At 38.1% G+C, this 12,879-nt stretch carries 11 protein-coding genes and 1 pseudogene; 5 read left to right on the forward strand and 7 right to left on the reverse strand.

Annotated features, from left to right (window positions below):
- The first annotated feature begins 291 nt into the window (after window positions 1–291).
- Window positions 292–603 carry an ArsR/SmtB family transcription factor gene (locus tag PO903_RS17545; RefSeq protein ID WP_069328165.1) on the forward strand — a complete coding sequence of 104 codons (312 nt, stop codon included), beginning with the start codon at window positions 292–294 and terminating at the stop codon, window positions 601–603.
- A 100-nt stretch (window positions 604–703) separates the two neighbouring features.
- Here PO903_RS17545 and PO903_RS17550 read toward each other — a convergent pair whose 3' ends face one another.
- Window positions 704–1,714 (reverse strand): cation diffusion facilitator family transporter, encoded by a 1,011-nt coding sequence (locus PO903_RS17550; protein WP_273594127.1) that lies wholly within the window; start codon window positions 1,712–1,714, stop codon window positions 704–706.
- A gap of 140 nt (window positions 1,715–1,854) precedes the next feature.
- A complete protein-coding gene (locus tag PO903_RS17555) occupies window positions 1,855–2,724 on the reverse strand; it encodes a LysR family transcriptional regulator (protein ID WP_273594128.1) in 870 nt (289 codons plus the stop codon).
- Between the two features lie 170 nt (window positions 2,725–2,894).
- Here PO903_RS17555 and PO903_RS17560 point away from each other — a divergent pair, with 170 nt between their 5' ends.
- The gene (locus PO903_RS17560) at window positions 2,895–3,635 is read left to right on the forward strand and encodes an SDR family NAD(P)-dependent oxidoreductase (protein ID WP_273594129.1); all 741 of its coding nucleotides are present in this window, start codon (window positions 2,895–2,897) and stop codon (window positions 3,633–3,635) included.
- Between the two features lie 25 nt (window positions 3,636–3,660).
- On the opposite strand, the gene PO903_RS17565 is transcribed toward PO903_RS17560, so the two are convergent.
- The 4 genes and pseudogenes from PO903_RS17565 to yidC form a co-directional block, all read right to left on the reverse strand.
- A complete protein-coding gene (locus PO903_RS17565; protein WP_273594130.1) occupies window positions 3,661–4,527 on the reverse strand; it encodes an alpha/beta fold hydrolase in 867 nt (288 codons plus the stop codon).
- Between the two features lie 203 nt (window positions 4,528–4,730).
- Window positions 4,731–5,420, reverse strand: coding sequence for an LrgB family protein (locus PO903_RS17570; protein WP_069328103.1), 690 nt, complete (start codon window positions 5,418–5,420; stop codon window positions 4,731–4,733).
- A gap of 86 nt (window positions 5,421–5,506) precedes the next feature.
- Window positions 5,507–5,851, reverse strand: a pseudogene (locus tag PO903_RS17575) (CidA/LrgA family protein); the annotation flags it as partial.
- Window positions 5,852–5,971: 120 nt separating this feature from the next.
- The gene (gene yidC / locus PO903_RS17580) at window positions 5,972–6,904 is read right to left on the reverse strand and encodes a membrane protein insertase YidC (RefSeq protein WP_273594131.1); all 933 of its coding nucleotides are present in this window, start codon (window positions 6,902–6,904) and stop codon (window positions 5,972–5,974) included.
- Window positions 6,905–7,543: 639 nt separating this feature from the next.
- On the opposite strand from yidC, the gene licT reads away from it, so the two are divergent.
- The 3 genes from licT (at window position 7,544) to PO903_RS17595 (ending at window position 12,256) form a co-directional block, all read left to right on the forward strand.
- Window positions 7,544–8,401 (forward strand): BglG family transcription antiterminator LicT, encoded by an 858-nt coding sequence (licT, locus tag PO903_RS17585; protein ID WP_069328105.1) that lies wholly within the window; start codon window positions 7,544–7,546, stop codon window positions 8,399–8,401.
- 259 nt (window positions 8,402–8,660) lie between these two features.
- Window positions 8,661–10,541, forward strand: a complete 1,881-nt coding sequence (locus tag PO903_RS17590) for a beta-glucoside-specific PTS transporter subunit IIABC (RefSeq protein WP_069328106.1) — start codon at window positions 8,661–8,663, stop codon at window positions 10,539–10,541.
- 254 nt (window positions 10,542–10,795) lie between these two features.
- Window positions 10,796–12,256, forward strand: a complete 1,461-nt coding sequence (locus PO903_RS17595; protein WP_273594132.1) for a glycoside hydrolase family 1 protein — start codon at window positions 10,796–10,798, stop codon at window positions 12,254–12,256.
- A 150-nt stretch (window positions 12,257–12,406) separates the two neighbouring features.
- Here PO903_RS17595 and PO903_RS17600 read toward each other — a convergent pair whose 3' ends face one another.
- Entirely contained in the window at window positions 12,407–12,850 is a 444-nt protein-coding gene (locus PO903_RS17600) for a MerR family transcriptional regulator (RefSeq protein ID WP_137221673.1), read from the reverse strand.
- Window positions 12,851–12,879 lie beyond the last annotated feature (29 nt).

Below are 12,879 nucleotides of genomic sequence, written 5' to 3' on the forward strand. Positions count from 1 at the left end.
ACTGATACGTTATATATTAGTATATACTAATATGTTTGGCAATAGAGTCCTACTATTTATTAAATATCGCCATACTGATGCATGTCCAAATGGTAAATCATAAAAATAGAAATATTCTGCTATTCGTAATCTCAACGATCTTTGGTATACTGTATGTAGATATTTTGTTGCATCACAGCATTTCTTTATTGAATCATAGTACTTCTATTAATTCGTGTTAGGAAGGTGAGCATATTGGAGTCGGATGCTATTATAGACGAGTGTAACCATAGCAGTGAAGCTTCACAACAGATGCTTGCACAGATAAAGAATGAGCTTATTGACGGTACAACCGCTAACGATATGGCTGAATTGTTCAAAGCATTAGGAGATCCAACACGCATTAGATTAATCTATGCTCTTTCGCAAAAAGAGCTATGTGTACATGATCTATGCAGTGTATTAGATATGACTCAATCTGCAATCTCGCATCAACTTCGGTATTTACGTAATATGCGAATTGTGAAGCGGCGCAAAGTAGGCAAAACCGTTTTTTATTCGTTAGATGATTATCATGTAGAAGAGATATTTTTACAGACGCATGAACATCTGACTCATAAGTAAAAGAATCATTTATCGTATGAAGCTAGTGGTTCATCGTTAACATGAATACAAAAAGGGAACTACACCGTTATGGTATAGTTCCCTTTTTTGTTTATACTCACTACTGATGCGCAATATTACATTGTATTCCCGGTGTATCAATCTGGATGGTAATATGGTTAATCTCATATTGCTCTTTGATATATTTCTGAGCTTGCTCCATCACTACGCTATAGTAAGCTTGATCTTCAATGACAATATGGCAACTTAGCAAAATAATATCTGAAGATAATGCCCAGACATGCAGATCATGTACTTCTACAACATGATCAATCTGTAGTAAAGACTGTTCTACTTCTTCAGTATGAATATTAACTGGCGTACCTTCCATCAAGATATGGATAGAATCGCGAGTCACACGGTACGCACTTAGAACAACCAGTACGGCTACAATCACACTTGCAATAGGATCGGCTAGATTCCAGCCAAAGAACATAATCAATAAAGCAGCTACAATTGCACCGACTGAACCCAATAGATCACCTAATACATGTAGAAACGCACTACGAATATTCAGATTTTCTGAAGTATCCCCACGCATTAAAATGAAAGCCGCTGCTATATTAACTAGCAAACCAATAACCGCGATTGTTAACATCCCTGCACTCATAACGCCAGGTGGATTTGCAAATCGCTGAAAAGCTTCCCAGAAAATATAGATCGAAATAACAGACAACGCCAAACCATTAATAAATGCTGCTAATACTTCAAATCGCTTATACCCGAATGTTTTGGACTTGCTCGCTTGCTTCTGTCCCCACGTCATTGCTAAATAACTAAGCCCCAGAGCCGCTGCATCACTGAGCATATGCCCTGCATCTGATAATAAAGCTAGACTGTTGGTCATTAATCCACCAATCACTTCGATAATCATATAACTGGCAATCAGGAAAAAAGATAATTTCAAAGCATTTTTATTCGCTCCATGCCCGTGAGAATGGGAATGCCCGTGTCCATGAGAATGCCCATGACTGTGAGAATGATTGTGCTTTTTGCCTTTGGAATGTTGATGTTCTTCATGATCATGATCGCATGCAGTATGTTCGGTATGGTTATGACTTTTATTACTCATTGACCTGCACCTCTATTCTTATTCAGTAGGTAATATCATAATTAAAAATAACATATGAGCACTTATTCATATATTATAGTTTAACCATGTATAATCTGCAAGTTCTACAAAGTAAATAGGATATCATTTAACCACATAATCTATTCATGTTCACTGTTGATGAGCAGATTGATAAACGAAGATAACGTTGTAGAAGGTGTATTACGCTTTGAAATTACAAATTGAATACGCGCTTGTTGCAACGATATTGGCAATATATGACTATGAAGCTGTGAATAAGAATGACTGATACGTTCAGGTAATAAAGATATCCCTAGTCCTTCAGTGACTGCACGGATAATAGCTTCTACTGTATCTACTTCTATCACACGAGGTGGTTGTTGAATAGAATGACTTTTACTTTTGGTGTGATACCACTCTTCTAAATATCTTCGATACGGACAATCCGGAAATGTATTAACGATTAACCGTTGTTGAAGTAACTCTGATTCGGTATGAATATGGTTAGCAGATACAATAACTAACTGTTCATTATATTCAAAGACAGATTGAATATCTTGATGATGGTATTGACTACTAATAAAAGATCCATCTAACTTTTGATTTATAACTTGATTCATTAATTCAATCTGTCCAAGCGTTTGAATAGAGACTTCTACATCCCTATTTTCTTCATAATAAGCAAGTAACCACTGCGGCAATCTAGAAGCCGCTACAGTCGGTGTCGCTCCTAATTGTAATTGATACGAAGGTGATTTTGCTTTTAAAATGCGAGTAGCTTCATCTAACAAATCGACAATCTGATCTGCATAGCTCCACAATTGTTGCCCTGCTTCTGTAATCGTTATGCCTTTATTACTACGCTCAAATAGCGATTGACCCAGTTCTTTTTCCAACTTCTGAATACGTAATGTAACATTCGACTGTACATATCCCATTTTTAGTGCCGCTTTGGAAATAGACTGCTCTTGAGCCACAATCCGAAAAATACGCAAATCACTACTTTCCAAATCCGTTGCCACCTTTCTTTACTCGTTTTCTTATATGTAAAAACAGTAGATTTGGATATCATTATTTTTAATATCCAATATCATTTCTAACTATTATACAGACCTTTTATCTTCTTTTACACTATCAATAGAAACAACAAACAAGTACGAAGGCTAAAGGAGCGCTATACATGGAATGGATCAATAAGGTTGTCATCGTTACAGGCGGAGGTACAGGAATAGGACAGGCAACTTGCTTACAACTTGCTGAACAAGGAGCAAAAGTAATTATTAATTACTCCCGTTCACAGCTACAAGCAGAAGAGACTGCTCTACAAATTATACAAAATGGTGGACAAGCTATCACAATTCAAGCCGATGTATCTAGGCAACATCAAGTACAAGATATGATTACAAAAGTTATCCATACGTATGGTCAAATCGATGGCTTGGTGAATAACGCCAGTATCACCAGACAACTGCCTTTTGCTGATTTGGAACAGATCACTGATGATATCTGGGATGAGCTATACAATATTAATGTCAAAGGAATGTTTTATTGTGCTCAAGCTGTAGCGCCATGGATGAAACAGGCACATCAAGGATCTATTATCAATCTAGGTAGTATTGCAGGCACTACAGGCTACGGTTCTTCTCTTCCTTATGCTGTCTCCAAAGGTGCTGTGCATACGTTAACCAAATCGTTAGCAAGAGCACTCTCTCCACATATACGTGTCAATTGCATTATTCCGGGCGCAGTAGATACACGTTGGTGGGCTGGAAATGAAGAGAAAATGGAACGTTTGACAACACAGTCATTGTTAGAACGAGTATCGACTCCTGTTGATATCGCTTCGTTAATCTGTGCTATTTTACAACAACAATCCATGACCGGTCAGCTAGTGACTGTCGATAATGGACAAACATTATAATTTGTCGATCATGACAAGATTAGTATTATTTAAAAAAGGCAATGAGTCGTTGACTTACTTCTGCTGGCTTATCATGTTGTATCCAGTGTGTTGCATCATCATAATGATGAATCTCTGTATTCGGTACCCATTCCGGTAGTGGATTAGCAAGGTCTTTGGATAAATGCGGATCAAGATCACCAAATAAAATAAGTACAGGTTGCTCAATTTTGCGCATCTGTGCTTTTTTGGTTGCTGATGATCGACGGAACATCGCTCGATAATAATTGATTGCTGCACTGAGCGTTTCTTTTTGCTCAAATGCTTTGAGATACACCTGCACTTCTTGATCGGAAAACGGTTCTTTCGGTTCTTTTTTGAAAATAGTCCGTAGCATATGATTGTTGTCTCTTGCCAGTGCTTTCTCCGGTAATTTAGGAATTTGGAAAAAGAACATATACCAGCTTCTCCGCAATTGCGGTAATGTACGTAATCCTGTCTGCAAACGTTCAGGATGTAGCATATTGAGAATCGCTAAACGGCGAACACGATGCGGATACATCATCGTAAAGTACCACGAGATATTACCGCCCCAATCATGCCCTGTTAAATAGACGTGTTCTTCCCCTAAATGTTCTATTAATCCATTGACATCTGCACATAACGTATCAATACTGTAATGATCTACCCCTTCTGGTTTGGAAGACAAATTGTATCCTCGTAGATCAGGAGCTACCACACGATAACCAGCTTCGATCAACATCGGAATCTGCTCTTTCCATGTATACCAGAAATCAGGAAAACCATGTAGCAACATCACAGTAGGTCCTTTTCCTCCGATCACATAATGCAATTTAACTCCATTAACTTCAGCAAATTGATGTTCGATCATCGTTTCTACTTTATGGCTCATCTCTATTTGCCTCCTTAGCATGACATGTCATTATCATTTTTTTAATATACCTATTTCAACATATCTCTTCTAAGCATTACCCATAATCAGATCAATGTTACCTTTTTGATCCAAAGTCTGTTTAGATGTAAGCATGTCAAAAAAGCTATTTACCGATAGATACCGATAAATAGCTTTTTGCCAGCGTTATAATTGACCTGTATTCAATGATAAATAGCGACTAAGATCAATGGCCCGATAAAAGAAGAAACAATCGCGCTAATCGTTAATGCTAATGATCCCATAGATACAGCGATTTCCCCATGTTCAAGTGCCTTTGCGGTTCCCAGAGCATGCGAAGATATACCGAGCGCTATACCGACACTTATTGCATTTTTAACTCGAAATAATTTGAGACATCCTAGCCCTAAGATGACACCTGTAAATCCAGCAATCATTACAAATACAGAAGTTAGCGAAGCTTCTCCGCCTAGATTATTCGAAATCTGAAGCGCGACAGGTGTGGTGACTGATTTGGGAATAATCGAGATAATATAAGGCTCACTGAATCCTAATACAAGCGCCATCCCTACTCCGCTTAACATCCCGACCACTACCCCAATCAAGGCGCTTCCTAGAATCGATAATCCATATTGCTTGAACAAATGACGTTGTCGATACAGCGGATAAGCAAGAGCTACTACGGCTGGACCCATCAATTTACTGATCCATTCTCCACCCGCCATATAGGTAGAATACGAAGTATGTGTAAGCAATAAAATAACAACAATCATAAAAGTAGTCGTTAACACTGGAATAAGAACTGATACACGAACCTGTTTATACAGTAGGCTTGCTAAAATATACAAACATAGCGTCATAACAATCATCAATAGAACGATCCATATATTCATTTGGGCTGATCTCTACTTTCATAGATCAGTTGATGATCAGGGATCGAAGTAGAGGATGCTTTATTTTGATTCGAGCGATCAGCAAGTGTAATAAACCACTGTGCTACATAACCGGTCACTCCAATCGTAAATAGCGTACTGATCACGACGATAAGAATAAGTAATAATCCTTTACCTGCAAATAAATCTAAATGCTCAATCACACCGACTGTAGCGGGTATAAAGAAAAGCGGTAAATAGAATAACAGCGTATTGGCTCCTGTCTGTATCCACTTTTCAGGAAATACTTTTAACATTAGCAAAGCAAATAACAATAACATACCTAATACACTACCCGGTATAAATAAATGGAAGTATTGCTGAATCCATGTACCGATCAGATAAAATAGGTACAACACAGCAATTTGAAGCAACATTTTAACTATTTTCATCAGTATAGCTCTCCTTTGTCTTTCACTCTCTATCTCTGTTTTATCTTTATCATATCAAAAAGATCATCCTCCTTGAAAAAGAGTGATGACCTTTTGTGATTGTAACCTTTATTGTGCCTATTACGCTTTAGCAGACTTATTATTTTTCGCTTGATTAGCTTGTCGAGCTAACTTTTTAGCTTTTGTATTGCTAATCTTAGTCGGTTCTAGCATTTCAGGCTCAGGTTCTACTTCGATCTCAAGTGCTGTCTGTACAGGAATACTATTCGGATACATTTTGCGGAATAATAATGTCTGTACTAACAAGAACGATCCACTAACCATCCAGTATAACGGCATTGCCGCAGGAGCACTGAATGAGAAAAATGCCATCATAATCGGCGATAAATAACCCATTATTGCAAACTGTTTTTGTTGCTCAGGTGTCATATTGTATTGCGATACTTTAGCTTGCAGCATATACAGTAAAGCTACAATAATCGCCATAATCCAGTTGGGCTCTCCCAATTTGAACCAGAGAAAAGAGTGAGAAGCTAGTTCAGGTGTCGCACGAATTGCTGTATACATTCCGGATAGGATAGGCAATTGAATTAAGATTGGCAGACAACCGATATTTAACGGATTAAAGCTATGCTTTTTATAAATTTCCATCATTTCTTTTTGTTGATTTTGCTTGTCTTCTGCACCCGTTTTGTTTTCATATTTCTTTTTCAACCTATCTAGTTCTGGTTGCATAATACTCATTTTGCGTTTCATACCCTGTTGACCTTTAGCTTGACGCATCATCAAAGGGAATAAAGCAAAACGTACAGCAAGTGTCAAAATAATAATCGCTAGACCGTAACTTCCACCGAACCATGTAGCAATATGTTCCATACTATAGGTTAATGGAAAGACAACATAATGAGTAAAAAATCCTGGTGTGGTTGAATTTACTTCTTGTACAGATGTGGTACCGCATCCTGCTAATAACATCATCATGATCAAGCCAAGTGCTAAGCCGTAAAGACGACCCTTTTTCCCCGTAAGTGTGAATCCCTTGAATAATTGCATGTTGTTCCTCCTCGTTGATGTTGTTGCTTATGGCTCAACGAGGATGGGCAATCTCCTGCATCTTCATCAGGAGCTTCCTTGCGGCGTATCATGCGCGCCAGTGTAATCGGTGTACAATGTATTGTTTTTAAAATCAGTAAAGGTAAATCGTAATGTCCACGCACTTGCCTGCTACTGATCCAAAACTCAGTAATTCCACAATAGAGATGAGCAATATATCCGTAGCTGACTGTAATCAATAGACCAATCGAAAATAAATACGGAATCCAATCATGCATTTCAAACAAGGAATTCACCTCCTTTTCCTATCCTGCGATAGTTGATATGTTAATTATAACATTACTACATCCTTTTTACATAAGACAAATTACGACAATATCATGTTATTTGACGACTAAAGTACAAACCTTACAAAAAATCTGTGAATCGCTCTTGTAATCGCTTTTATTATATACTACAATAAAGTCAGTTAAAGGATTGTGACCGGTCAAGCGGGCAATGCCTGAGATTATTGTAATATCATTTTGTAGAAAAATGGTATTGGAATGATTTCGGGCATTTTTTATATCTATATTCATGTATAGCTATATCCTGTGCATTCGATTAGCCCGTTTATTTTAGAATTGTAGGTGGAAGATTATGATTATAGAGAAAATATTAAATAATAATGTGCTACTGACCAAAAATCAAAAAGGCAAAGAAATTATCGTTATGGGTCGAGGGATTTCTTTTAAAAAAGTTATTGGCGATACAGTTGACGATCATAAAATCGATAAAATCTTTATGCTAAATGAGAACGAATTTACGGCTAAATTAACCGAGTTATTAAATGAAATTCCTGTCTCCCATTTGGAGCTGGTGAATGAAATAGTGAACCATGCGAATACAGTTCTAGGTACCACGTTGAGCGATAATATTTATCTTACGTTAACAGATCATATTCATTTTGCACTAGAACGTCATGAGAAGAAGCTTCATATCAAAAATGCATTGCTTTTTGAAATTCAACGCTTTTACAAAAAGGAATATAGTGTAGGTCAAGATGCTCTGCAAATGATCAAAGACAGCACTGGCATTTCACTTGGCGAAGATGAAGCTGGTTTTATCACTCTTCATATTGTAAATGCACGTATGGATGGTAATGAAATGCAAGCGACTATTAAAATGACCGAGATTGTACAACATGTACTGAATATTGTGACTTACCATTATGGAATTGTACTGGATGAATCGTCACTCAACTACTCTCGCTTTGTGACACATCTACAATACTTTGCGATGCGACTATTGCGTAAAGAGATTCATTATAGCGGTGAAGAATTCCTGTATAATCAAGTCAAAACAGCATATGTCAAAGCATTTGAATGTGTAAGTAAAATCAATGACTATTTGGAAAAAACGTACCAGCAATCTTTAAGCAAAGACGAATATGTATATCTTACGATTCATATTCACCGGGTGACCGAGCGCACAACGATTGAAGAAGAACAATCATAATTGAATACATTCCATCCACTAGGATTGTGACTGGTTATGCAGGCAAAACCTAAACTGATGGTGAAAAGGACGTGCTCAAACGATGTCTATTTCACCACGAGTTTAGGTTTTTCTTGTTCATAAAAGAAAATACGAGCGCCGGCAACTTCTCTTTTTTCTTTTATCGTACAGTTAAGCTTTCCTTCCACACATGTCGGCCAACATGTAGTGAGGATATTATTATTAGCGATGTATTTATTAACCAAAGGAGCTATCAATCATGAGTAATCAAGATTTATCCAAACAAATTATCAAACTGGTCGGCGGAGAATCGAATGTCAATTCGGTATTCCATTGTGCAACACGTCTACGTTTCAAATTAAAAGATTCCAGTAAAGCAGATAAAGCTACTTTAGAAAAAACACCGGGTATTATCACCGTTGTTGAAAATAGTGGACAATTTCAAGTGGTTATCGGCAACTCGGTAAGTCAGGTGTACGATAAAATTATGGCGGAAACCAATCTACAAGATGTAGAAAAATCAACTGAAGCGCAAAACACTTCTACAGATAAAGATACGAATGTTCTAGGTAAAGCGGTTGATATTATTTCCAGTATCTTCTCTCCTCTCCTTGGAGCATTAGCAGGCGCAGGGGTACTGAAAGGATTAGTGGCTCTTTTTCTAGCACTTCACTGGTTAGATAATACATCTGGAACATACCTTGTTCTTAATGCGGCTTCAGATAGCGTATTTTATTTCTTACCGATCTTCCTAGCTGTTACAGCAGCTCGCAAATTCAAAACCAATCAGTTTGTGTCGATTGCGATTGCAGGTGCGCTGGTCTATCCTACGATTCTGACAGCGTTAGATAGTGGTATAAGTCTATCGTTCCTCAGTATTCCTATTGTACTGGTTAACTATACATCCAGTGTTATTCCGATTATTTTGGCGGTATGGGTACAATCGTATGTTGAACGATTTGCAAGTTCGTTTATCCATGAATCGGTCAAAAATATTTTGGTACCGATGGTCGCTTTGTTAGTTGTTATTCCGTTAACATTCTTGGTATTTGGACCTGTAGGTCATTTGGTCAGTCAAGGATTAGCTTCTGGATTTACATGGATTTATAATTTGAGTCCAATTCTAGCAGGTGGTATAGCAGGTGCATTCTGGCAAGTATTTGTTATTTTCGGCGTACACTGGGGCTTTGTTCCGATTATGCTTGGAAATATCGCAGCAAACGGATTTGATCCGATGTTGCCGATGCTTACAGCTGCGGTTATGGCTCAAGCCGGTGCAACATTAGGTGTATTTTTCAAATCTAGAAATAAAGATACCAAAGCATTAGCAGGTTCTTCGACGCTTGCAGCTATTTTTGGAATTACAGAACCAACGATTTACGGAATTACATTGAAATTGAAAAAACCGTTTATCTATGCTTGTATTGCTGGTGCTGTAGGTGGCGCTATTATCGGTGCCGGTGGTTCTAGAGCGATCGCATTTGCTTTACCAGGTTTGCTTGCTTTGCCTACGTATATTGGTACTGGTTTTGTTGCTGTTATTATTGGACTGTTGGTCGCTTTTGTACTAGCTGGTCTTTTAGTATATATTCTTGGATTCAAAGAAGAAGCTACCGTAGCAACTGTAGATAATACTCCTGCTCCAACAGGAAACACCTCTACTGCTACCACTGCTTCTGTGATTGCAAAAGAAGTGATTATCAGCCCACTACAAGGAACGATCCTACCGCTTGAATCGCTTGAAGATCCAGCTTTCTCTTCAGGTGCGATGGGTAAAGGGATTGCGATAGAACCGACTTCAGGTCTATTGACTTCACCTGTGAATGGTACGATCACAACTGTTTTCCCGACAGGACATGCGATTGGAATCACTTCTAATGATGGTGCCGAAATGTTGATTCATGTTGGTATGAATACCGTTCGCCTGAAAGGTCAATTTTTCGAAAAAATGGTTAAAGAAGGCGACGTGGTGGAGCAAGGACAATTGTTGCTCAAATTCGATATCGAGCAGATTCGTGCCGCTGGTTATGTACTAGCTACGCCTGTTATTGTAACCAATGCAGCCAGCTATCTTGATGTCCTCAAAACGTCTGAAACAGAAGTGAACAATCAAGACTATCTGTTAACCGCAGTTGTCTAAGATTCACGTTAGATTTATGGTAGGTGCTTGAAAACGCTATTCTTGTGTATTACAATAAGGATAGATAATTAAATAACTCAGGATTGTGACTGGTCATGCAGGCAAAACCTAAATGGATCGTGTACAGGTGCTCTTAATAAGAGACTTCCTTGCATTTTCTGTTTAGGTTTTTGTTATGTATAGGGTATTTTCGCTTGATCAGCATTGTTCTCAATTATATTTTTTTATACTCTATGACGAAAGAGGTAATGAACATGACGAATGTACAACAAGGATTTCCTAAAGACTTCTTATGGGGCGGAGCAACAGCAGCGAACCAATTAGAAGGCGCGTACGATGTAGATGGTAAAGGTCTATCCAGTGCGGACATGATCGCTTATATTCCAAAAGAAGAACGTGGTATTACAAACCATGCTATGGAAATTTCTTCTGAACGTATTGCACAAATTCTAAGTGGTGAATTTGAAGCACGCTTCCCTAAACGTGATGGTATCGACTTTTATCACCGTTACAAAGAAGATATTGCTTTGTTTGCCGAAATGGGCTTCAAAGTGTTCCGCCTTTCGATTCATTGGGCACGTATTTTCCCGAATGGTTACGATGAGCAGCCGAACGAAGCAGGTCTACAATTCTATGACAATGTATTCGATGAGTTGCGTAAATATAATATTGAACCGTTGGTGACTCTTTCTCACTATGAGACTCCACTCGGTCTAACTGAAAAATATAACGGCTGGGTTGATCGTGAAGTCGTAAACCATTTCGCACGTTATGCGGAGACGGTATTTACACGTTACAAAGATAAAGTTAAATACTGGTTAACGTTTAACGAAATCAATGTATTAACGATCAGTGCATTTACCGGTGGCGGTGTCGTTATTGACCGTGAAGAAAACAAACTACAAGCGATGTATCAAGCATTGCATCATCAATTTGTAGCTAGTTCAATCGCTACTAAATTGTGTCATGAAATTATTCCAGGTTCGCAAATCGGTTGTATGTTAGCACGTATGGAGACTTACCCGTTCAGCAGTAACCCAGAAGATATTCGTCAAGCGCAACATGATAACCAGATGAATCTATTCTTTACAGATGTTCATGCACGTGGTGAATATCCAAGATTCATGAACCGTTATTTTGCTGAAAATAATATCGTGATTCAAAAAGAAGATGGCGATGATGAAATCCTCAAAAAATATACTGTTGATTATATTTCGTTCAGTTACTACATGTCGATCACGGTAACAACAAGTACAGAGGGTGACAAAGCAGCTGGAAACTTGTTCGGCGGTGTCAAAAATCCATATTTGGAAGCTTCAGATTGGGGCTGGCAGATCGATCCAATCGGTCTACGTGTCACGCTTAACAACTTCTATGATCGCTACCAAAAACCATTATTTATCGTTGAAAATGGTCTCGGTGCATTTGACAAAGTAGAAGAAGATGGTTCGATCCATGATACGTATCGCATCGAATACTTACGTAAACATATCGAACAAATGCGTGAAGCGATTGCTGATGGTGTAGAATTGATGGGTTATACAAGCTGGGGTCCTATCGATCTTGTGAGTATGTCGACTTCTGAAATGTCTAAACGATATGGATTTATCTATGTCGATCAAGATGATGATGGTAATGGTACACTCAATCGTTCGAAAAAAGATTCATTTGAATGGTACAAAAATGTAATTGCTACAAACGGTGCAGAGCTATAAGACCGATGATACTATGATACTCTTTCTGAGCGATTAGCTGACTAGATCATCAATCTTCAGGTAACTAACAAGAAAGAGTATTATATTTCATATTAAAAGACGTATCCTCTTTTCAAAGAAGATACGTCTTTTTTATGTGTTGATATCCATTTACCTATGTTTAGCTAACATTCTTTCACTAACGACAGCATCACATTCGTGATTGTGGATATCTGGATTCTGGTCTGTTTCTATATAATGATCTATCGTATATTCCAAAAAGCGTTGTGTCTCCATCAACTCAGCAATACTTTGTTTGACTTTGAGATGGTGCTCTTTGAGTATTTGTAATCTTGTGTCTAATGTGCTTTTACCGACTACCGCTAATTCACGATAATTCTTCATCTGTTCTAACGTCATCCCTGTCGCTTTGAGTCGGGTTAGAAAAATGATTCCTTGAATTTGTTGCTTACTGTATGCTCGATGTCCATTGGGCTGACGATCTGCATAAGGTAGTAACCCAATCTTTTCATAATAGCGAATAGTGTCTTCGCTCAATCCAGTCAATTCAGCAGCTTCCTTAATAGATGTCATGTGTTCAGGAATATCGATCATACGTCTATTGTCATCTCCTTGATTAAATG

It is taken from the genome of Paenibacillus sp. PK4536 (assembly GCF_028594455.2).
Taxonomy (GTDB): domain Bacteria; phylum Bacillota; class Bacilli; order Paenibacillales; family Paenibacillaceae; genus Saccharibacillus; species Saccharibacillus nuruki.